At 38.2% G+C, this 22748-nt stretch carries 21 protein-coding genes; 13 read left to right on the forward strand and 8 right to left on the reverse strand.

The features are described 5' to 3' along the window. The first annotated feature begins 21 nt into the window (after window positions 1-21). On the forward strand, window positions 22-3486 hold the full coding sequence (locus tag Q2U82_RS06290) for a hypothetical protein (protein ID WP_410006841.1): 3465 nt from the start codon (window positions 22-24) through the stop codon (window positions 3484-3486). A gap of 37 nt (window positions 3487-3523) precedes the next feature. Beyond that, window positions 3524-3895 (forward strand): hypothetical protein, encoded by a 372-nt coding sequence (locus Q2U82_RS06295; protein ID WP_410006842.1) that lies wholly within the window; start codon window positions 3524-3526, stop codon window positions 3893-3895. A 45-nt stretch (window positions 3896-3940) separates the two neighbouring features. Here Q2U82_RS06295 and Q2U82_RS06300 read toward each other — a convergent pair whose 3' ends face one another. After that, complete coding sequence (locus Q2U82_RS06300; protein ID WP_410006843.1) at window positions 3941-5479, reverse strand: glycine--tRNA ligase; 1539 nt, start codon at window positions 5477-5479, stop codon at window positions 3941-3943. A gap of 83 nt (window positions 5480-5562) precedes the next feature. Beyond that, window positions 5563-6450: a hypothetical protein gene (locus Q2U82_RS06305; RefSeq protein ID WP_410006844.1), complete on the reverse strand. Its 888-nt coding sequence runs from the start codon at window positions 6448-6450 to the stop codon at window positions 5563-5565. A gap of 83 nt (window positions 6451-6533) precedes the next feature. Between Q2U82_RS06305 and Q2U82_RS06310 the strand changes: the two genes are divergently transcribed. After that, window positions 6534-7196, forward strand: coding sequence for a ComF family protein (locus Q2U82_RS06310; protein ID WP_410006845.1), 663 nt, complete (start codon window positions 6534-6536; stop codon window positions 7194-7196). Window positions 7197-7280: 84 nt separating this feature from the next. Beyond that, a complete protein-coding gene (locus Q2U82_RS06315) occupies window positions 7281-8885 on the forward strand; it encodes an Ig-like domain-containing protein (RefSeq protein ID WP_410006846.1) in 1605 nt (534 codons plus the stop codon). Here the strand turns inward: Q2U82_RS06315 and Q2U82_RS06320 are convergent. The 6 genes from Q2U82_RS06320 to ahcY all read right to left on the reverse strand — a co-directional run bounded on the left by Q2U82_RS06320 (window position 8872) and on the right by ahcY (window position 15696). Then, window positions 8872-9651, reverse strand: coding sequence for an amidohydrolase (locus Q2U82_RS06320; protein WP_410006847.1), 780 nt, complete (start codon window positions 9649-9651; stop codon window positions 8872-8874). The genes Q2U82_RS06315 and Q2U82_RS06320 overlap by 14 nt on opposite strands. Window positions 9652-9671: 20 nt before the next feature. Then, window positions 9672-10142 (reverse strand): ankyrin repeat domain-containing protein, encoded by a 471-nt coding sequence (locus Q2U82_RS06325; protein ID WP_410006848.1) that lies wholly within the window; start codon window positions 10140-10142, stop codon window positions 9672-9674. Between the two features lie 88 nt (window positions 10143-10230). Beyond that, window positions 10231-12510 carry a catalase/peroxidase HPI gene (katG, locus tag Q2U82_RS06330; RefSeq protein ID WP_410006850.1) on the reverse strand — a complete coding sequence of 760 codons (2280 nt, stop codon included), beginning with the start codon at window positions 12508-12510 and terminating at the stop codon, window positions 10231-10233. Between the two features lie 133 nt (window positions 12511-12643). Beyond that, window positions 12644-13783, reverse strand: a complete 1140-nt coding sequence (locus Q2U82_RS06335) for a methionine aminotransferase (protein ID WP_410006851.1) — start codon at window positions 13781-13783, stop codon at window positions 12644-12646. Then, window positions 13776-14246 carry a very short patch repair endonuclease gene (locus tag Q2U82_RS06340; RefSeq protein ID WP_410006852.1) on the reverse strand — a complete coding sequence of 157 codons (471 nt, stop codon included), beginning with the start codon at window positions 14244-14246 and terminating at the stop codon, window positions 13776-13778. Before Q2U82_RS06340 ends, Q2U82_RS06335 begins: the two co-directional genes overlap by 8 nt. Before the next feature lie 133 nt (window positions 14247-14379). Beyond that, window positions 14380-15696, reverse strand: coding sequence for an adenosylhomocysteinase (ahcY, locus tag Q2U82_RS06345; RefSeq protein ID WP_410006853.1), 1317 nt, complete (start codon window positions 15694-15696; stop codon window positions 14380-14382). A gap of 95 nt (window positions 15697-15791) precedes the next feature. On the opposite strand from ahcY, the gene Q2U82_RS06350 reads away from it, so the two are divergent. From Q2U82_RS06350 to Q2U82_RS06390, 9 genes are all read left to right on the forward strand, one after another. After that, window positions 15792-16427, forward strand: coding sequence for a 4'-phosphopantetheinyl transferase superfamily protein (locus tag Q2U82_RS06350; protein ID WP_410006854.1), 636 nt, complete (start codon window positions 15792-15794; stop codon window positions 16425-16427). Between the two features lie 3 nt (window positions 16428-16430). Further along, complete coding sequence (locus Q2U82_RS06355; protein WP_410006855.1) at window positions 16431-17123, forward strand: geranylgeranylglyceryl/heptaprenylglyceryl phosphate synthase; 693 nt, start codon at window positions 16431-16433, stop codon at window positions 17121-17123. A gap of 87 nt (window positions 17124-17210) precedes the next feature. Beyond that, window positions 17211-17471, forward strand: a complete 261-nt coding sequence (locus Q2U82_RS06360) for a thiamine-binding protein (protein WP_045081418.1) — start codon at window positions 17211-17213, stop codon at window positions 17469-17471. After that, entirely contained in the window at window positions 17455-18093 is a 639-nt protein-coding gene (gene pnuC / locus Q2U82_RS06365) for a nicotinamide riboside transporter PnuC (protein ID WP_410006856.1), read from the forward strand. Before Q2U82_RS06360 ends, pnuC begins: the two co-directional genes overlap by 17 nt. Next, window positions 18090-18620, forward strand: a complete 531-nt coding sequence (locus Q2U82_RS06370; protein ID WP_410006857.1) for an AAA family ATPase — start codon at window positions 18090-18092, stop codon at window positions 18618-18620. The genes pnuC and Q2U82_RS06370 overlap by 4 nt, the downstream gene beginning before the upstream one ends. An 88-nt stretch (window positions 18621-18708) precedes the next feature. Beyond that, entirely contained in the window at window positions 18709-20235 is a 1527-nt protein-coding gene (locus Q2U82_RS06375) for a DUF4301 family protein (protein WP_410006858.1), read from the forward strand. Next, window positions 20232-20636, forward strand: a complete 405-nt coding sequence (gene arfB / locus Q2U82_RS06380; protein WP_068762537.1) for an alternative ribosome rescue aminoacyl-tRNA hydrolase ArfB — start codon at window positions 20232-20234, stop codon at window positions 20634-20636. Before Q2U82_RS06375 ends, arfB begins: the two co-directional genes overlap by 4 nt. A 215-nt stretch (window positions 20637-20851) precedes the next feature. Beyond that, complete coding sequence (locus tag Q2U82_RS06385; RefSeq protein WP_202337261.1) at window positions 20852-21262, forward strand: hypothetical protein; 411 nt, start codon at window positions 20852-20854, stop codon at window positions 21260-21262. 124 nt (window positions 21263-21386) lie between these two features. Next, on the forward strand, window positions 21387-22748 hold the full coding sequence (locus tag Q2U82_RS06390) for a sigma-54-dependent transcriptional regulator (RefSeq protein WP_410006859.1): 1362 nt from the start codon (window positions 21387-21389) through the stop codon (window positions 22746-22748).

Raw genomic sequence — 22748 nt, forward strand, 5'->3', positions numbered from 1 at the left:
CTACATTAAGTTATATTGGTAATGAAGTTATACCTGTCTGTTTTTCTCTTTTTTATTGTGGCCGCAGGCTATGCGCAGGATATTTCTTCAAATTATAAAGAAAAAAAAGTTGCGTTGCTAGACACTGTGGTTTTGGACAGTGCGGGTATCAATCCAAAACGGTTCATTATCCTCGATAAGGACGGGAACTCTCCAAACCCCTTTAGTTACAGGATAGACTTTAAAAAAGGGACCATTATTTTTTCTGAAGAATTGCAGCAAGAGCAGGATTCGCTAACAATTAAATATTTGCAATATCCAGGTTTTTTAACAAAAGATTACTTTGCTCTTGACCCAAAAATTATTGTTGAAAATACGGGACAAATAGACAAGCTTTACTCTCTGGACGAGAGCACAAATAAAAATATTTTTACTCCTTTTGACGGTTTGAACACTTCGGGAAGTATTTCGCGGGGCATTACCATTGGGAACAACCAAAACGCTGTTGTAAACAGTGAATTGGATCTTCAAATCACGGGAAAACTGAGCGAGAAGGTTTCCATTCGCGCTTCCATTCAAGATGCAAATATTCCTACACAGGAAGGCGGTTATTCGCAGAGTTTGAATGAATTTGATCAGATTTTTATTGAACTTTTTGGTGAAAACTGGAACATACGCGCAGGTGATATTGATCTCCAAAACAACAACAGTTATTTCGGAAGATTTACAAAAAAAGTACAGGGAATCTCCCTTGGCGGCACGTTTAATAACGAAGACGGTTCCAAAATCTCTGCCTTTGCTTCGGGAGCTTTGGTTCGTGGGGTGTTTTCAAAAAGTGAATTTATTGGCCAAGAAGGAAATCAAGGCCCATATAAATTGGTTGGCCCCAACGGCGAACTTTATATATTGGTAGTTTCTGGAAGTGAACGGGTTTATGTGAATGGTTTGCTTTTGAAACGGGGCGAAAATGAAGATTACGTAATCGATTACAACGCTGGCGAGATAAAGTTCAATCCAACCTACCCAATAACCAGCAATATGCGGATTTCCGTGGAATATCAATATACTGATAGAAGCTACACACGTTTTATTGGTTATGGAGGTGGAAATTACACCAGCGAGAATTTGGATTTAGGCGTTTATATTTATTCGGAAAACGATGCAAAAAACCAGCCGCTTCAGCAAAATCTTACTGAAGAACAAGTAGCGATTTTAAAGGCTGCAGGCGATGACAAAGATTTGATGGCTGCACCTTCTGCAGTGCCGGATACGTATTCTGAAAATAAAATTCTTTATAAAAAAGAAATTGTAAATGGCGAGGAAGTCTTCGTGTTTTCAAGTAATCCTGCAGATGAACTTTTCAGCGTAAGGTTTTCGTTGGTGGGCAATAATAATGGTAATTATGTTATTAGCGACAACAACGCCATTAGCCGCATTTTTGAGTATGTTGCTCCAGTAAATGGCGTTCTGCAGGGAAATTATGAACCTATTATTCGTTTGAACGCACCTTTAAAATTACAAGTTGGCGGTCTAAATGGAAGTTTTCATCCTTCCGAAAAAACGCGTATTGATTTTGAAGTTGCAGGTAGCCAAAACGATCTTAACCTTTTCAGTGATATTGACGATAATAATAACGACGGTTTTGCAGGAAGATTGGCTTTTAAACAGCGGGTTTTAACGACTGCAGATACGTTAAAAGTTGATGCTTTTGGTTCTTTGGATTTTGTGCAAAAAGATTTTCGAACTATTGAAAGGCTTTATAACATTGAGTTTAACAGAGATTGGAACCTTATCAATCCATTGGGAAACCAAAGCTTTGTAATTTCTGGAGTTGAGGTTTCTCACCCTAAAATTGGTGGCGGCCGTTATGAATTTCAAAACCTGAATTATTCTGAAAATTTTAATGGAACGCGACAGGTAATTGCTTCAGACTTAAAACTGAAAAAGCTCAGATTTCTTACCTATGGAAGTTATTTAAACAGTAAAGCCGATTCTATTTCCTCTAAATTTTTCAGGCTGAATAATACAACCACTTATTCTTTTGAAAAAGCGTGGGTGGGTGGTAAAGTAGCTTTGGAGGACAACCAAATAAAAGATGTTTCACGCGACAGCATTTCGCCCGTTAGTCAAAAATTTAGTGCTTTTGAAGTGTTTTCAGGTATTGGTGACAGTACAAAAGTTTTTGTAGAAGCTGGCTATCAGTTTCGGGTGAATGATAGCGTTCGGAACAATTTACTTCAAAAAGTGAATTCATCAAATACCTATTATTTAAAATCGAAACTTATAAATACTGAAAATACGCAACTTTCGGCCTTTGCAAATTATAGAACCTTGAAATATGAACCAAAACCAGGCACTGGTTTTGACCCGAACGATTCACTTCCAGTAACAATTGATAAGCGTGAAACGGAACGTTCACTGAACTCTCGGATTATTTATAATCAATCATTGTTTGACGGTGGCATTCGCTGGAATACAGCTTTGGAATCTAATAACGGTGTGATTCCGCAGCAGGAATTCACATATGTGAAAACTGAACCGGGACAAGGGGTTTACACCTGGATTGATTATAACAACAACGGAATTCAGGAATTAGAAGAGTTTGAAGTAGCACAATTCCAAGATCAAGCAGAATACATAAGGATTTTGCTTCCGAACCAAATATTTTTAAAGATTAGGCAGAACAAGTTTAGCCAGATTCTTACGCTGAATCCTCAAAATTGGTCAAATAAAGAAGGATTTAAAAAAGTATTGTCACACTTTTACAATCAAACCTCCTATGTTTTAGACCGAAAAGTGAAACGAAAAGACGATGGGTTTAATATAAATCCGTTTCAAGATGGCGGCGATGATCAACTAGGATTGACGCTGAATTTTAGAAATGCTTTGTTTTTTAATCGTGGGAAGCAACATTTTACCACGAGCTATACATTTATTTCCACATCCAGCGATAATTTGCTCGCAGTTGGTTTACAGCAAAATGAACTGAAAAGCCACCAGCTTAATTTCAACCATAAATTTTGGGAAAGTTGGTTGCTGAATTTAAAAGGCGCCATGGGAAGCAACGAAAGTCTTTCAGAAAATTTTGCTAATAGAAACTATCGTTTGGATTCATATGAATTCAATCCAAAAATTTCATACCTATTTAGTCAGCAAGCTCGTTTTGATGTTTTTTATGAATTCGCAAACCAAGAAAATCAGTTGGGTGAAATGGAATCACTTAACCAGCAAACGGTTGGTTTTTCCTTCGCCTACACCAATGCAGAAAAGATTTCAATAAATGGCGAGTTTAATTATATTGACAATAAATTTGAAGGAAGTCCTTTTTCCCCAGTGGCATACCAAATGTTGGAAGGTTTACAGCCGGGCACCAATTTTACCTGGCGTTTACTTTTCCAAAAGCGGATAACAAAATATCTGGACGCCAATCTTTCCTATTTTGGAAGAAAAAGTGAAACATCAAAAACAGTGCATACTGGTAGCATTCAGTTGCGGGCGTATTTTTAATTTTTGTATCTTCATAAATCATTTAAATAAAGACAAAATGTTTTTAAAAACAGGACTTATAATCTTTTCGACATTCATTCTTTCTTGTGGTACCACAGAAAAGCAAACCCAAACCACTTCAACAGAGGGAACAACTACAAATCAAGAAACCGTAGATCCCCAAAAAATGATGGAGGAAGGTTATTTATTGGGAACCATTGTATATTCTGATAAAGAAGGTGATTGTCCATATACAATTCAGATGCCAGGTGACAAGATGGAATTTTATTATTTAGACCCCATCAATCTGGAAGAAGCTTTTAAAGTTGACGGACAGAAAGTATGGATAAAGTTTAACGGACTGCGAAGGATGAACCGTTGTGATAAGGCAACTCCCGCAGAATTAGTGGACATAAAAAAAGGAGGATAAATTAATATCCTCCCATTCAGAATATAGAATTAACCACTTAAAAAATTATTCGGAAAGCCAGTTTTTGAATGAAATGGTTTCCTTCATTTTTTCTGAAATTTCTTCAATCTTAATACGTTCCTGCTCCATTGTATCTCTATAACGGATCGTTACGGTATTGTCTTCAATAGTTTGATGGTCCACGGTGATGCAAAATGGCGTTCCAGCTGCATCTTGGCGGCGGTAACGTCTTCCAACGGCATCTTTTTCATCATAAATTACGTTGTAATCCCATTGAAGGTCATCAATGATTTTTTGTGCTATTTCGGGCAAGCCATCTCTTTTAATTAAAGGAAGAACGGCTGCTTTTACAGGCGCTAAAATTGCAGGTATTTTTAAAACTGTACGCACACTTCCATCTTCCAAAGTTTCATCCTGTAGTGAATTGCTCAATACGGCAAGGAACATTCTGTCCAAACCTATAGAGGTTTCAACCACGTATGGCACATAGCTTTCATTCAATTCTGGATCAAAAAACTGTAATTTTTTTCCAGAGAATTTTTCGTGTGCTTTTAAATCGAAATCGGTTCGCGAATGAATTCCCTCCAACTCTTTAAAGCCGAACGGAAAATTAAATTCAATGTCTGCTGCGGCATTTGCGTAATGTGCCAACTTTTCATGGTCGTGAAAACGGTAATTTTCTTCTCCCATTCCAAGTGAAAGATGCCATTTTAAACGGGTTTCCTTCCAGTATTCGTACCATTTTAATTCTTCCCCTGGGCGTACAAAAAATTGCATTTCCATCTGCTCAAACTCACGCATACGGAAGATAAACTGTCGTGCAACAATTTCGTTACGGAATGCTTTTCCGGTTTGCGCAATTCCGAAAGGGATTTTCATCCTTCCGCTTTTTTGTACGTTCAAAAAGTTTACAAAAATACCTTGGGCGGTTTCTGGACGAAGATAAAGATCCATTGCGCTTTCTGCGGAAGCACCTAATTTAGTTCCAAACATTAAGTTGAACTGTCGCACTTCGGTCCAGTTTTTTGAGCCAGTATCTGGATCGGCAATTTCAAGCTCTTCTATCAAGGCTTTCACGTCTGCCAAATCCTCCTTTTCAAGAGAACGAGCCATTCTTTCAAGAATGGTGCGCTGATCTTCCAAATATTTTACAACGCGTGGATTGGTAGTTATAAATTGTTCTTCGTCAAAACTATCACCAAAACGGCCTTTTGCTTTTTCAATTTCCTTTTGTGCTTTTTGATAGAGCTTTTCAGCATAATCTTCAATCAGTACATCTGCACGGTAGCGTTTTTTGGAATCTTTGTTGTCTATCAAAGGATCGTTGAAAGCATCGACGTGGCCGGAAGCCTTCCAGGTTGTGGGATGCATCAAGATTGCGGAATCAATTCCTACAATATTTTGGTGCATATAAACCATGCTTCGCCACCAATATTCGCGAATATTTTTCTTAAGCTCTACACCATTTTGAGCATAATCATACACGGCGCTAAGGCCGTCATAGATTTCACTGGATGCAAAAATATAACCGTATTCCTTTGCGTGGGATACTACTTTTTTAAATTGATCGTCATTGTTTGCCATAGCGCAAAAATAAAAAAACCGCCGTGATAACTTCACGGCGGCTTCATTTATTTTATAAATTACCTACTCTTTATAAAATATGTTTATTTCAGCTCCATAGTGGTGGTTGAAATTTGGTTTGAACCATCAAAAAGATTAATGGTATATCTACCTTCCACAAGATCAGCTTCTGAAGCATTTATTAAAATACAAACATCAAGTTCGTCATTCTCATAAAATACGTTTGTTGAAGCACTATAGTTTAAGTTTTTGTCTTCAAATTGTTTCACAGTATTGTCGCCCATCATTTTATTTTTTGGGTTTATAACCTGCACATAAATAATTCTATCGCCTTTTTGGGCAATAGCATTTGGAGCCAGTGTAAAACAAGCTCTAATTTTATCAGCACGGCTTGCGCGTTTTGTATCTACAACCTTTCCATTATTTCTAATGATAACGGCTTCTCCGCGTAAATCTGTAGCTTTAACAATAGAACCTTTTTTGATGGTTTCAGTCATTGCCATATTTTCTTGGTTTACGGAATCCACGACCATTCGCGTGTTGGATAGTTCTGTTGAGGTGCTATCGCGTTCCATAGCAAGCTGTTTGTTGGCGGCTATCAAACTGTCGGCACGTTTAAAAAGCAAGGTGCGTTCTTGTTTTAGTCTGCCCACTTCGGCTTTGTATCTTTCAATCAAGCCAATATTTGCTTTTGCATCTTTAACAGAATCTAGAAGAACTGTAATTCTTTCTCTGGCCGCGAGCAAATCTTTGTCTTTAAGTTCGTTATCCTTGATTACTTCGTCATAATTAGCAATCAATCCTTCCAATTCCTGTTCAATATCTGCTTTTTGCGTTTCAAGATTTGAAATCGTAGATTTATTGTCGTTGAACAATGTTACGGTATAAACCGCCAAGGCAATAAGCAAAACAGAAAGAACCCCAATAAGGATTTTAAATTTGCCACTATTGTTTTCGTTTTCAGTACTCATAATTAATAAGTTAAGTTTAGGTGGTAAAAGTAGTTAGGTATTTCTTTAACAAACGTTTACAAAATGGTAAAAATTCTTAAAATATGTTAAATCTGCTTTTTCCAAAGATATGCGCTGGTTGTAAGGAGCCACTTCTAGAAGGAGAATCGGTGATTTGCTTGGAATGTATTCATTCACTTCCGGTAGCTTCATTTCACAAAACCGGTAGTGAAATGTTGAAGGACAAATTTTATGGGAGATTTTTGGTGAAGAATGCAACATCCTTAATTTATTTTCAGAAAAGGGGATTGACTCAGGAACTTTTACACAATTTGAAATATAGAGGGAAGAAAGAAATAAGTTCTTTCTTTGGGAAATGGCTTGGCGCGGAATTGGCAGAAAACAATAACTATAAAGAAATAGAAATGGTAATTCCCGTGCCTTTGCACAAACAAAAATTGAAAAAGCGTGGCTTTAATCAAGTGGAAGGATTTGGAAAAGAAATTGCTTTGGCCTTAAATGTTCCTTATCGGGATGATATTTTGATAAAAATTTCCAAAACGGGATCACAAGTTTTCAAAACGAGAATACTCCGTTTTGAGGCCGAAGAATTATTTTATACCCAAAATCTAGGTGAAATTAAAAACAAACACATTTTGTTGGTGGACGATATTATTACCACCGGCGCAACACTGGAAAAATGTGCATTGCAGTTGTTGAAAGGCGAAAATGTAAATATTAGTGTTGCCACAATAGCAACTACCTAAAGTAATTTGAAAATAGTAATTTGTTATTGTTTATTTTTGGAATCTTAAATTCAAATGCCCAAAATAAACCTTTAAAAACACTCTGTGAAACACCGCCTGCTCTATATACCCATTGCATTTTTGTTTATGCTTTCCTTTGTGGATTGCGCAAAAAAAGGGACGCCTTCTGGTGGGCCACGAGATACTATTCCGCCCGTAATAGTTAGGAGTAGCCCCGAAAACTACAGTACAAATTTTACAGGAGACGAAATTGAAATACGTTTTGATGAATACATTAAGTTAAAAGACTTAACTAAAGAGCTCATCATTTCACCCCCAATGAAATATACGCCTATCATCACGCCGCTAAGTACTTCAAAAACATTGAAAATTAAATTGATAGACACTTTAAAACCAAACACAACCTATTCCTTCAACTTTGGAAAGAGTATTGTGGACAATAATGAAGGGAACCAGTTTGAGTATTTTAAATATATTTTCTCAACAGGAAGTTATATTGACAGCTTAAAACTTTCAGGAAAAGTGAAGGATGCACAGTTGATTTCCCCTGAAATCCCAACAACCGTAATGCTTTATGAAGCCAACGAATCTTTTAATGATTCATTGGTTTATTCAGAAAAGCCAACATACATTACCGTAACAAAAGACAGCACTGGTACTTTTGAACTTACTAATTTAAAGGAAGGAAACTATTTGTTGCTCGCTTTAAAAGAAAAAACTAACGACTACATTTTTCAGCCAAAAAATGATAAAATTGGATTTTTAAATGAACAGGTTTCCGTGCCATCAGATTCCATATATACATTAACGCTGTTTAAGGAAAATCCAGATTACAAACTTGCAAGACCAAGCCAAGTGGGAAAAAACCACATTGTTTTTGGGTATGAAGGTCATGCAGATAGCTTGGATGTTAAATTGCTTTCTGAAGTACAACAAGATTATGTTGCCACAACTTTTAAAGACGAAAAGAAAGATACGCTTCACTATTGGTTTAAGCCAACTATTGAAACCGACTCATTGAATTTTAGGGTTGCGAATGGAAATATAATTGACACAATCACAGTACGGATGCGAGAACTTTATAAAGACTCTCTGAATATTTCAGCTGTGAAAACGGGTGTTTTAAAATTGAAGGATACTTTTAAATTGCGCGCCAACACTCCCTTGGTTTCTTTTGATGCTGAAAAATTTCAAGTAATGGCAAAAGATTCGTCTTTGGTGGAAGCTACAATTAAATTGAACAAAGAATACAATTGGGCCGAAGTGTTTTTTCCAAAAAAAGAAGAAGAAAGCTATTCCATAGAACTCTTGCCTGGAGCACTGACAGACTTTTTTGAAAGGACCAACGACACACTTAACTATAGTTTAAACACGCGGCTTTCCTCAGACTATGGAACACTGAATCTCACTTTAATAAATGTAAATCGTTTTCCTGTTATAGTGCAAATGTTGGATAGCAAGTATAATGTTGTGGCCGAAGAATATTTATCTGAAAACAAAACTGTTTTTTTCGACGAACTTTCTCCTGATAAATATTTCCTGAGAATTATTTACGACGATAACCAAAATGGAAGGTGGGACACGGGAAGTTTCCTAAACCGAATGGAGCCTGAAAAAATAGTTTATTACCCAACGCAAATAGAAGTCCGTGCCAACTGGAGCTTGAATGAAACATTTACGTTAAAGTAAAAGAATCGCGATCATTCAAAAACTGAAGATGTTTGCGGTTGTTCTCAATATTTTCTTTTTCCAAAGTAACTGTCTCAGTAAATTCAGTTTCAAAATTAGCTATTGAAATCTGTTTACCCAAAACATCGTAAACCGCAGAATGGCCAATGTATTCGTGGTCATTTCCATCAAAACCCACGCGGTTAACGCCAATGGAGTACGCCATATTTTCAATGGCTCTGGCATGAAGTAGCGTATCCCAAGCAAGGGTACGTACTTTGGGCCAATTGGCAACATAAATCAAAACATCGTAATCTACAGTATTTCTTGCCCAAACTGGGAAACGCAAGTCGTAACAGACCAAAGGGCAGATTTTCCATCCTTTATAATTTACAATCAAACGTTCCGTTCCGGCAGAATAAGTTTCGTTTTCTTTTGCTAAAGTGAAGGTGTGTTTTTTGTCATATTTTTGAAAACTTCCGTCGGGAAAAACGAAAAATAGGCGGTTATAAAAATTTCCATTTTCAGAAATAATAACGCTTCCCGTAATGGCACAATTATTTTTTTTTGCTTCGGAAACCATCCACTTAAAAGCCTTACCATCGTTTGGCTCCGCAAGTTTTTCGGCATTCATTGAAAATCCGGTAGTGAACATTTCGGGTAGCACAATCAAATCTGTTTTATCCTCAATATTTTGAATTTTCTCAGAAAACATCACGAGATTGGATTCGGCATTTTCCCAATGAAGTTCGCTTTGAATAATTGTTATTTTAAGTGTTTCGTTCAAAATTTTTATTTTTTTAATCTTTACTTTTTTTCCAGCAATTCCACCATCTCCCTAATTCCCTGCATTTTTGCGTGATCTGCAGCCGTCAACCCTCTATCGTCTTTTATGGAATTATCTGCGCCTTTGTCTAAAAGCATCCAAGCTATTCCTTTTCGCCCGAAAGTAGCGGCAAAAATTAAAGCTGTGGCTCCGTTGAAATTTTTAATGTTTGGATTAGCGCCATTTTCGAGCAATAATTTTGCAATATGGTCAAAACCCTTAAAGCAAACGCCCATTAAAGCTGTATTGCCAGAAGCATCTTGCGCATCAATATTCTGTGGAAACTTTAAAATAACCTCTGAAATATCGTACAGCCCAAAGTAGGTCGCCAACAGCAATGGGGTAGAGCCTCGGGCATCTTTGATGGATGCCAGTTCAGGATTTTCTCCCAAAAGTTTTTTCACTTCTGAAATAGTTTCCTCTCGGATGGCATTAAAAAGTTGCTCTTGCATTCTTTAAAATTAAGAAATAAATTGATTAGATAGCAAAACCTCACAGGACTCAAAGTTCTGTGAGGTTTAAATTATTAATGTTTCTTGCTTATTTCAACTCAAAACGATCCAAGTTCATCACTTTGTTCCAAGCAGCCACAAAATCATTCACAAATTTTTCTTTGGAATCTTCACAAGCATACACTTCTGCAATTGCACGAAGTTCTGAGTTGGAGCCGAAAATTAAATCTGCACGTGTTCCGGTCCATTTAAAAGTATTGCTTGCGCGATGACGTCCTTCGAAAACGCGATCATCACTTCCAATTGCTTTCCAAGTAGTTCCCAAATCCAAAAGATTTACGAAGAAATCATTAGTCAATGTTTCAGGTTTATTGGTAAAAACACCGTGGCTGGAACCATCCCAATTTGTATCCAAAACGCGCATTCCGCCCAAAAGAACTGTCATTTCTGGAACAGTGAGCGTTAATAATTGTGATTTGTCAACCAACAATTCCTCAAAAGAAGCGTGTTGATCAGGCTTCAAATAATTTCTGAAACCATCCGCAGCCGGCTCAAGATGTTTAAAGGAATCTACATCGGTTTGTTCCTGTGAGGCATCACTTCTTCCGGGAGTGAAAGGCACGGTTACATTTTGACCAGCATCTTTAGCGGCTTTTTCAATTGCTGCACTTCCGCCCAAAACAATCAAATCTGCCATTGAAACTTTTTTATCAGTACTTTGGCTAGCGTTGAAATCTTTTTGAATTTCTTCAAGTTTGCCTAAAACTTTAGCTAATTGCGAAGGATTGTTGACCTCCCAATTTTTCTGTGGTTCCAAACGAATTCTTCCACCATTTGCGCCACCGCGCATATCGGAACCTCTATAAGTTGAAGCCGAAGCCCAAGCTGTTGAAACCAATTCAGAAATTGACAAACCTGTATCCAGTATTCTTCCTTTTAATGATGCAATATCCTTTTCGTCAATTAAAGTGTGATTAACCGCAGGAATAGGGTCTTGCCAAAGCAATTCTTCACTCGGAACTTCGGGACCCAAAAATCGGGAAAGAGGTCCCATGTCTCTATGCAATAATTTATACCAACTTCTAGCAAAAGCATCCTCAAACTCTTCAGGGTTTTCACGAAAATGTTTTGAAATTTTTAAATATGCAGGATCAGTTTTTAAAGCAATATCTGCCGTACTCATCATTAAATCCTGAGTTTTGGAAGCATCGTGCGCCATTGGAGCTTTTCTTGCATTTGATGCTGCAGTTGGTTTCCATTGGTGTGCGCCTGCGGGGCTTTTGGTTAATTCCCAATCATAATCCAATAAAACCCTAAAATATTCATGATCCCATTTGTCTGGAGTGGGCGTCCAGGCACCTTCCAAACCACTGGTTATGGTATCATCTCCAAAACCTGATTTATAACTGCTTATCCAGCCTTTACTTTGAGCTTCAATGTTGGCACCTGCGGGTTCCGCAGCAACATATTTTTCGGCATCGCCTGCTCCGTGGGCTTTCCCAAAGGTATGCCCGCCAGCAATGAGGGCTACGGTTTCATAATCGTCCATCGCCATTCTTCCAAAAGTTTCACGAATATCGTGAGCCGAACCAAGTGGATCTGGCACTCCGTTTGGCCCTTCGGGATTCACATAAATCAATCCCATATGTGCCGCTGCCAAGGGTTTTTCAAGATGACCTTCTTCGTAACGTTTATCATTGCCAAGCCATTGCGTTTCTGAACCCCAATACACATCTTGTTCTGGCTCCCAAACATCTTCGCGTCCTGCGCCAAAACCGAAAGTTTTAAAGCCCATGGATTCCAAAGCAACATTTCCCGTTAAAAGCAACAAATCTGCCCAGGAGATTTTTTTGCCGTATTTCTGCTTGATTGGCCAAAGCAACAAGCGCGCTTTATCCAAGTTTCCGTTGTCGGGCCAACTGTTCAATGGTGCAAAACGTTGGTTTGCAGTATTTCCACCGCCGCGACCGTCCGTAACTCGGTAGGTTCCTGCGCTGTGCCAAGCCATTCTTATAAACAATCCACCATAATGGCCGTAATCTGCTGGCCACCAATCTTGCGAATCGGTCATTAAATTTGTTAAATCTCTTTTAAGTGCATCGTAATCGAGCTTTCCGAATTCTTTTTTATAGTCAAAATCGTTACCCATAGGATCTGATTTTGAACTTTGTTGGCGTAGCACGTTCAATCGTAGGCTGTTTGGCCACCAATCTCCGTTTGTTGTTCCTCCACCAGCAACTTGATGTTGAATATTTCCAAAATATGGACATTGTGCGGCTGCACCGTCATCATTTATTTCCCAAGCCTCGCCCGAATTTCCGCTTTGATTTCCGTTTTTGTGATAATTTTTATCTTTATTATTTTCCATGATTGAAGAATTTTGAAGTGTCTGCTACGAAAATAACAATTAAAATTGCCGATGTTTTAAAAACCAATCGGTTGTATTAATCTTTTGATTGATAAAATTTATTGCAGAGAAAGAATAAAATAAGTTTTAACAATTACAATTGTTTCAAAATTTGGGCAGCTTCCGCCAAAGTTTCATCCGTTTTGGCAAAGCAAACCCGAATCTGTTTAAAGTCCTTTCTGCCTTCGTTGAATACGGAAGTTGGGATGGTCGCAATCTTATGTTCTTTAGTTAGCCTTTCCGCAAAAGCGATATCGTTATCATTTGAAATTTCTGAAAAATCAAGCATTTGAAAATACGTTCCTTTTGAAGGAATGATTTTAAAATTGGAGCCTCTCATTAAATGCAGAAAAAAATCTCGCTTTTGCTGGTAGAAATCGGAAAGTTTTAGATAGTGGTTTTCATCTTTTAAATAAGTAGCCAATGCCTTTTGAATGGGATGATTTACACAGAAAACCACAAATTGATGCACTTTTTGAAATTCCTTCATTAAGTTTTCAGGCGCAACGCAATAACCCATTTTCCAGCCTGTATTATGAAAAGTTTTTCCGAAGGAGGCGGTTACAAAACTCCGTGTTGCCAAAGCTTCAAATTTTGAAGCGCTTTGGTGAATGTTTCCATCAAAAATGATATGTTCGTAAACTTCATCGCTCAAAACCAACAGATCATTTTTCTCAGCCAAATCCTGTAATTGCAGCATATCTTCTTCGGAAAAATGCGAACCGCTTGGATTGTGCGGACTATTGATAATTATCATTTTGGTTTTTGAAGAAGTTTTATCATCCACTTCCTGCCAATCCACATTGTAAAAAGGCGGTATCAATTGGATAGGAACAATTTTTCCGCCAAAGAGTTCCACTGTTGGTACATAGCAATCATACGCTGGAGTGAAAATAATCACTTCATCGTCTTTGTTGATCGTTGCGGCGATTATTGTGAAAATAGCTTGCGTTGCGCCCGCCGTAATGGTGATTTCGGTTTCGGGATTGTAAAAATGATTGTGAAGATTTTCAATCTTTTTTGAAATTTCCATTCGCAGTCCAAAATCGCCGGGCATTGGGGCATATTGGTTATAGCCGTCGCTCATCGCTTGGTCCACCAGGGCATTTAAAGCGGGGTCGCTGGGGAAATTTGGAAATCCCTGCGAAAGGTTTAAGGCGTTATGCTCAGCCGCCATTTTGCTCATTTTGGCGAAGATGGAGGTTTCTATGTTTGGGAGTTTAGAGTTAATCATTTTGTCCGGTATTTATATACACTAAAATATCATTGATGCATTTGTCTAAATTATGCTTTATTTCATTAGTCCAAAATCGAAAAACGGTGAATCCTAATTCTTCCAATTGAAAATTTACTTCCCGGTCGCGCTGCATATTGCGCTCAATCTTTGGAATCCAAAAACCGCGGTTACTTTTTAAAGTCTGCTTTCTTTCGGGCCAATTATAGCCGTGCCAAAACTCACCGTCAATAAAAATGGCAAGTTTAGATTTTTGGATAGAAACATCGGGCTTTCCTGGCAGTATTTTGCTGTCCACACGATACCGGATGCCTTTTTTCCAAAGCGCTTTTCTGAAAAGCAGTTCCGGTTTCGTATTCTTCCCGCGAATTTTGCTCATTATTTTTGAGCGCTTTTTCGTAGTGTAAAAGCCGGATTCTTCGTTGAATCTTGGGACTTTTATTTTTTCTTCTTCATAAATCATGATTCATTTATAGTATGAATAATCATTGTTTTTAAAAAGTTAAAAATTTTCCACAAAAAAACCCTCACAAAAATGCAAGGGTTTTATAATTTAATAAGACCCTTCGACTGCGCTCAGGGTGACATTTCGATTTTTAGTATCTGTAGTATTCAGGCTTAAACGGCCCTTCAACTTCCACACCAATATAATCAGCTTGCTCTTTCGAAAGTTCAGTAAGCTCAACTCCAATTTTCTCAAGGTGAAGCTTCGCTACTTTTTCATCCAAATGTTTTGGAAGCATATACACTTTATTTTCATAGTTTTCACCATTTTTCCAAAGTTCAATCTGTGCCAAAGTTTGGTTGGTAAAGCTGTTACTCATCACAAAACTTGGGTGGCCAGTAGCGCAACCAAGATTTACCAAACGGCCTTCCGCTAAAAGGATAATGTCTTTTCCGTTGATGGTATATTTGTCAACCTGTGGTTTGATTTCCACTTTGGTGTTGCCGTGGGTTTTGTTCAACCAAGCAACGGCAATTTCGTTGTCAAAATGCCCAATGTTACAAACGATGGTTTTATCTTTCATCGCTTCAAAATGCTCAGGACGGATAATATCTTTGTTTCCGGTAGTAGTGATAACAATATCTGCAGTTTTTACAACAGTTTCCAGTTTTTTAACTTCGAAACCGTCCATTGCGGCTTGCAATGCACAAATTGGATCAATTTCAGTAACAGTAACGATGCTTCCAGCTCCTTTAAAAGAAGCGGCAGTTCCTTTACCAACATCGCCATAACCACAAACTACAACGCGTTTTCCGGCAAGCATTATATCGGTTGCGCGACGTACTGCATCAACAGCACTTTCACGACAACCGTATTTATTGTCGAATTTACTTTTGGTAACGCTATCGTTAATGTTGATAGCTGGCATTGGTAAAGTTCCTTTTTTCACGCGCTCGTATAATCTGTGAACACCAGTAGTAGTTTCTTCAGAAATACCTTTTACGCCAGCGGCAAGCTCTGGGTATTTATCCAAAACCATATTTGTTAAATCGCCGCCATCGTCAAGAATCATATTCAACGGCTTGCGGTCTTCGCCAAAGAAAAGGGTTTGCTCAATACACCAATCAAATTCCTGCTCATTCATACCTTTCCAAGCATATACAGGGATTCCAGCAGCAGCAATTGCAGCGGCAGCGTGATCCTGAGTAGAAAAAATATTACAAGAACTCCAAGTAACTTCTGCTCCAAGCGCTTTTAATGTTTCAATAAGTACCGCAGTTTGAATGGTCATGTGAAGACATCCAGCAATGCGCGCGCCCTTTAAAGGCTGTTCGTTTCCGTATTCTTCACGAAGAGACATAAGCCCTGGCATTTCGGCCTCGGCAAGCTCAATTTCCTTTCTTCCCCAGTCTGCCAGGGAAATATCTTTTACTTTAAACGCCGTGTAAGGCACAGTTTTCGTTGACATATTTGTTATATTTATACCCGCAAAAGCGGACATTCATTAAAAATTAATTTTCTAGTTTTAAGTCTGCAAAACTACGAAATATCCTTTGAAAGTTTATGCCACTTTACAAAACTATAACAGTAAATCCCCACACTAAAGTCTTCATTTGGAAGATTGAAGAGTCTTTTGAAGCACTTTCCGAAGGGATTGATCTTACAAAAAATTGCGCTAACAGAGTGGTAAATATGAAAAGCGACCTACATCGTCGGGGTTTTATGAGCATTCGGCATTTATTGGCTTTGGGAGGCTATACCGATCACGATTTGTATTATGACGAAAACGGAAAGCCACATTTAACGGGCGATAAGCATATTTCCATTACACATTCCTTTAACTTTTCGGCAATAATAATTAGCGATATTGAAGTAGGGATTGATATTGAAATGCAACGCAGCAAAATCCTTAGAATCGCACATAAATTCACTCCAATTGAAGAATACCGAACCATCGCCAATGAAGATGCAATGATGCGAAAACTTACGATTGTTTGGTGTGCAAAAGAGTCACTTTATAAAAGCTTTGCCGAAAAAGGCGTGAGTTTTTTGGAGAATATTTATGTGGAAGATTTTAGATTGGATGAAACCAAGACCACGGCTACGGTAACTTACGAAGATAAACAGCAACAGTACGATGTAGATTTTCTTGAATTTGAAGAATTTACTTGCGCCTACGCCCTTATTTCTGAAAAATAGTAGATGGAAGGAATTTTTTACAAATCTTTTCTGAAACGAATTGACGAAAAAGAAAAGCAACTCACCATTTTGATTGATCCCGATAAGTTCAATAGTTCTGAAGCAAAATCATTTCTGAAAAAACTTCCGAAGAAAACCACTCACCTTTTTGTGGGCGGAAGTACCGTTGCAAATGGCGAAACCGAAGCAACCGTACAAGCTTTGAAAGCTGAAACAAAACTGCCAATCTTTCTATTTCCGGGCGACCATTCGCAGATTACTCCACTTGCAGATGCATTATTGTTTTTAACATTGCTTTCGGGGCGGAACGCGGAGTATTTGGTGGGACAACAGATAAAGTCCATTTCAAAACTGAAAAATAGTTCTTTGGAAATTATTTCCACGGGATATATTTTAATTAACGGCGGCAATGATTCCGCAGTTTCAAAAGTGACGAATACCGAACCGCTTCCGCAGGAAAATATTGAAAACATTGTGCACACGGCGTTAGCAGGCCAATTTATGGGCGCAAAATTGATTTATTTGGAAGCGGGCAGCGGCGCAAAATTTCCCGTAAAACCCGAAATCATTTCCGAAGTAAAAAAGGCAATCAACATCCCTTTAATTGTTGGCGGCGGAATAAAAACCGAAGCACAAAAAAATACCGCTTACGAAGCTGGAGGGGATATGGTTGTGATGGGAACGGCGTTTGAGTAAATTCCAAATCTTAAAAAACCAGATTCCAAAAACTGCAAACTGCGACTGAAAACTTTTTAAAATCGTAGTTTTGAAAAAAATGAAAAAATGAAAATTTCAGTAGAATTAACCCTCACGCCTTTACAGGACGATTACGAACCCGCAATAATCAATTTTATAAAAAGCCTTCGAAATTCTGGGCTGACGGTTTTGGAAAATCCGCTAAGCACACAGGTTTACGGCGATTATGATGCGGTGATGAACCTTCTTCAAAAAGAAATGAAAGTTGCATTGGAAGCTGTGGAAAGAGGTTTGCTTTACATCAAAATAGTAAAATCAGACCGCAGCGACTATGAGCCCCATTTTTGATTGGTTTTTTGCGCAATACGCTGAAGTTCCCACACATTTAATAGTGCTGGAACTCATCGGCGTTTTCTTTGGGTTTTTGAGCGTGTGGTTCAGCAAGCAAGATAATATTCTCGTATATCCCACGGGGATTATCAGCACAGCTATTTTTGTTTACATTCTCGCTGTTTATGGGCTTTTGGGCGATATGATGATAAACGCCTATTACTTTGCAATGAGCATTTACGGCTGGTATATTTGGACCCGAAAAGTGGATGCAACCCATTATACACCCATCACAAAAGCTACAAAAACCGAAAACAAACAATCTATTTACATTTTTATCGCAACGCTTATTTTCGTTTTTGCGGTCTATGAATTTTATGATAAATGGAACAGTTGGACGGCGTATGTTGACACGATTACGACTGCAATTTTCTTCGTGGGAATGTGGCTTATGGCGAAAAAAAAACTCGAAAACTGGATCTATTGGATTATTGGCGACCTAATTTCCGTGCCGCTGTATCTTTATAAAGGGCTCATCTTTACTTCGTTTCAATACCTTTTATTTACTATTATTGCCATTTACGGATACCGCGCGTGGAAGAAAAATCTGAACATACCCGAAACAAGTCTGCTGAATTGATAAAAGTAGTTTTATACGGTCCCGAATCTACTGGCAAAACTACTTTGGCAAAACAATTGGCGAAACACTACAAAACGCATTGGGTACCGGAATATATGCGTGAATACCTTCAAAAAAAGTGGGATATTGAAAAGAAATTTGTTGAAAAAGAAGATTTAATTCCCATCGCAAAAGGGCAATTGGAACTTGAAAAGAAGGCGTTGCAAAAAGTTGAAAATCTGCTGATTTGCGACACGAATTTGCTCGAACTAAAAGTCTATTCGGAATATTATTACGACGGATTTTGTCCTTCGGAAATAAAAACCGAAGCAACCAAAGACAATTACAGCATCTACCTTTTGACCTATGTTGACACGCCTTGGGAGCCGGATATTTTGCGCGACCGTCCAAACAACCGCGAGGAAATGTTTCGTATTTTCGAGGCCGAATTGAAAAAACAAGGTTTCCCGTATAAAATTTTAAAGGGAAACGAGGAAGAGCGGTTTAAAAAAGCAACCGAAATAATTGACGCATTATTAAATGGGTAAAAACCTTTGCGTTCTCTGCGCCTCTGCGGTGATAATTTACCGCAAAGTCGCAAAGGTCGCGAAGAAACTTGCAATTACATTGAATAAAATGTTTACAGAAAAAAACATACAACAAATAAAAAACCACGGGCTTTCCGAAGCTAAAGTCACGCGACAACTCGAAATTTTTAAGGAAGGAATCCCCTTCGCAAATGTAGTTGAACCAGCTTCGGCGGATAATGGCATTGTGGTATTTTCAGAAACGGAACAAAACCATTTTGTAGCGCTTTTTGAAACTGAAAAAGATAAACTCGATTTGCTGAAATTCGTGCCAGCTTCGGGTGCGGCGACGCGAATGTTTAAGTTTTTGCATCAGTTTTTGGAGGGTTATGATTTTAATAGTGAAAACATCGACGCGTTTCTTCAAAAGGAAGAAAACAAGAACTTAAAAATCTTTTTTGATTCAATCGAACAATTTGCTTTTTCTTCTTTGGTGAAAGAGAAATTGGAAGCGAAATTCCCCGATTTTGAAAATTTCGAAAAAGGAAAACGCTACTATTTCTTCGTAAAGGAAATGCTGGAAGAAACCGGTCTCAATTTCAGCAACACGCCCAAAGGTCTCGTTCCTTTTCACAAATACGGCGAAAATTATGTTACCGCTTTTGGCGAGCAATTGTACGAAGCAGCTTTTTATGCAAGCTCGAACGGCATAGCCAATTTACATTTTACGGTTTCCGCGGAGCACGAGGAAAAGTTCAAGAAACGATACGAAGAAATACAGGAAATTGTTGAAAATAAGACAGGCGTAAAGTTTAATATTTCCTATTCCTATCAGAAAAAGGAAACTGATACAGTTGCCGCAACTCTTGAAAACAAAGCTTTTTTAGATGAAAACGACGATTTGGTTTTCCGTCCGTCCGGGCATGGCGCGCTTTTGGAAAATTTGAATGAAGTGGATGCCGACATCGTTTTTATAAAAAATATTGACAACGTGGTTTCCCAAAATTATGTGGAAACCATCGCTTTTCAGAAAAAAGTGCTAGCCGGGAAATTGCTTTCGCTTCAGAAAAAAATCTTTGGTTTTGTGGAAAAACTTAACGCTGCAAATCCTTCCGAAGAAGTTTTGAACGAAGCAGCAAAATTTATTTCCGAAGAACTTTTCATAAAAAACACTCCTATATATAAGGAAGCAATTTTGAAAATTCTGGAACGGCCCATCCGCGTTTGTGGCGTTGTTGAAAATACGGGCGCTCCCGGCGGCGGCCCATTTCTTATAAAAGACAAAAACGGAAACCTTTCCTATCAAATTGTGGAAATGTCCCAAATCGATAAAAACAATACGCAACAAAAGGTTTTGGTTGAAAAGGCAACGCATTTTAATCCCGTGGATTTGGTTTGCGGACTGCGTAATTATAAAGGAAAAAAGTATGATTTGCTGAAATTTTCAGATCCCGATACAGGTTTTATTTCACATAAATCATATTATGGAAAACCTATAAAAGCATTTGAACTTCCGGGACTTTGGAATGGCGCGATGGCAAACTGGAACACGGTTTTTGTAGAAGTGCCGCTGATCACTTTCAATCCTGTGAAAACGGTGAACGACCTTTTGAATACAGAACACCAACCGCAATGAATGCCGAAGTTTTAATTTCTGAACTTTCCTTTAAAGCCATCCGCAGCAGCGGGCCAGGCGGACAGCATGTGAACAAAACGGCTTCAAAAATTGAGGTTTCATTTAGTTTAGAAAATTCCGGAGCACTTTCAGAAATTGAAAAGGAACGTCTTCGAACAAAACTTTCCACAAAAATTTCTTCCGAAGGAATAATAGTTCTTCAATGCGGCGAAACCCGAAGCCAGCACCGCAACAAGGCCATCGTTATTGAAAGGCTTGTTGAATTGCTTCAGAAAAACCTAAAAGTCGCAAAACCGCGAAAGAAAACAAAACCTTCAAAAGGAGCGATTGAAAGACGTTTAAAATCCAAAAAGGAAAATGCCTTTAAAAAATCCAACCGCAAACCACCAAAAATTGAATAGTGTTTACACAAAAACTGTGTAATTTTTATACAACTGTTCTTTCCATTATACACTTTTCTTAAAATTCAAAACAATTGAATAATCTTTAAATAACTGTTTTGCAGTTATTTAATGGTTTTTTCTGTTCCATATTTTCTATGGCACTACTTTTTCTATATACAAGACAACAAACAAACTTAGAGAAACGAATAAATAATTATTAAAAACAAAAACAAATGAAAAAATTAATTTTAAGTACAGCAATCGTATTAGGAGGTTTAACCGCAGCAACCGCACAAGATAAAGAGCCCACTGCAATGAACGAGCAAAAACAAACTGCCGTTGAAGCACAAGTGGAAAGCAGAATTGAAGCTGCACAAGATGCTGAAACTGCTGATGTAGTTGATGCCGAAACAGCTGTGATTGCAGCCCCCGTACAAGATTTTAAAGAAGTAAAAGCTTCTGAGGTACCACAAACCGTTAAAGACGCCGTAGCTAAAGACTTTAGCGGTGCCACTATTTCTAAGGCTTATGTGAATGCCAATGGAGAATATAAACTTGACCTTGCCACTGCAGATAAAAAAGCTGCAACGGTTTATGCTAACGCAAAAGGTGAGTGGATTAAAAACGATATGAAGAAGCAGTAAGCTGCAGGTATTTTAGATTCAATACTTCTGGGAAAGGCGTCCATAAAATGGGCGCCTTTTTTTATGATAAATTTAAAGTTTGCCCAGCCATATACTCACTATTTTTACGTTCTCAGAAAACGTAATGGCGCAACAAATACATATAGTTGAAGACGATGTAGCTTTTGGAAAAATGCTTACCTCTTTTTTGGAACGAAAAGGTTTTAATGTCACTGTTTCGCTTTCAGGCGAAAAGGCGCGAAAAACAATTTCTGAAAGCAATTTTGATTTGCTGATTACGGATTTAAAGCTGCCGGACGATTCGGGTCTTGACTTGCTTGAATTTTCACAAAAAATTTCCCCGAACACCAAAGTGATTTTAATGACGGGTTATGCCGAAGTAGATACTGCGGTAAAAGCCATAAAAAAAGGTGCGCTGGATTATATTTCGAAACCGTTCCGGCCTGAGGAATTATTGATGATTATTGAAGCAGATTCTCAAACTATGGAATCTGCCGAAGAGCATATTACAGAAATTGTTGAGTCGAAACAACCTGCTTCCCAACCAAGTTCTGAAAAGTCCAAATTTGTAATCGGCATCAGCGAAGCCTCCAAAAAATTCAACGAATATTTAAAGCTCGTCGGGCCAACGGATATGTGCGTTCTTATTCAAGGTGAAAGCGGAACTGGAAAGGAAGTTGCCGCAAAGGCAATCCACAATTATAGTTCCCGAAAAGACAAAAATTTTGTTGCAGTAGATTGCGGCGCTATTCCGAAAGAGATTGCCGCGAGCGAATTTTTCGGCCACGTAAAGGGAAGTTTTACGGGCGCGGTGAATGACAAAAAAGGCCATTTTGAAGCAGCTGATGGCGGCACACTTTTTTTGGATGAAGTCGGTAATCTTTCCTATGAAAACCAAATTCAATTACTTCGCGCTTTGCAGGAACGGCGCATAAAACCAGTGGGCAGCAATACCGAAATTGACGTGGATGTACGGATACTTTCCGCAACGAATGAAGACTTGCTGAAAGCCGTTTCCGAGGGGAAATTTAGGGAGGATTTGTACCATCGTTTGAATGAGTTTTCAATCCACATTCCATCGCTGCACGAAAGAAAAGAAGATCTTTTTCTGTTTATTGAATATTTTTTAAACGAAGCGAACAAATCTTTGGGAAAGGAAGTAATCGGACTTTCGAAAGAAGTGGAAGAAGCCTTTAAAAACTACGCTTGGCCGGGCAATTTGCGCGAATTGAAAAACGTAATCAAGCGTTCCGTTTTGTTGGCCAATTCACAATTGATTCCGTTGGAAGTGATTCCGCGGGAAGTTCTTTTTTCTGCAAATACGAAAAAGGAAACCGTTGATTTTTCAAAGGAAAGCAATGAAAAGCAACTTATTTTAAACGCTTTAAAAGAAGCGGATTTCAATAAAACCAAAGCCGCAAAACTGCTGAACATTACCCGAAAAACGCTTTATAACAAACTGGAGCATTATCAAATAGAATTGTAA

The organism is Aequorivita nionensis (genome assembly GCF_046352995.1).
Classification (GTDB): Bacteria; Bacteroidota; Bacteroidia; order Flavobacteriales; family Flavobacteriaceae; genus Aequorivita; species Aequorivita nionensis.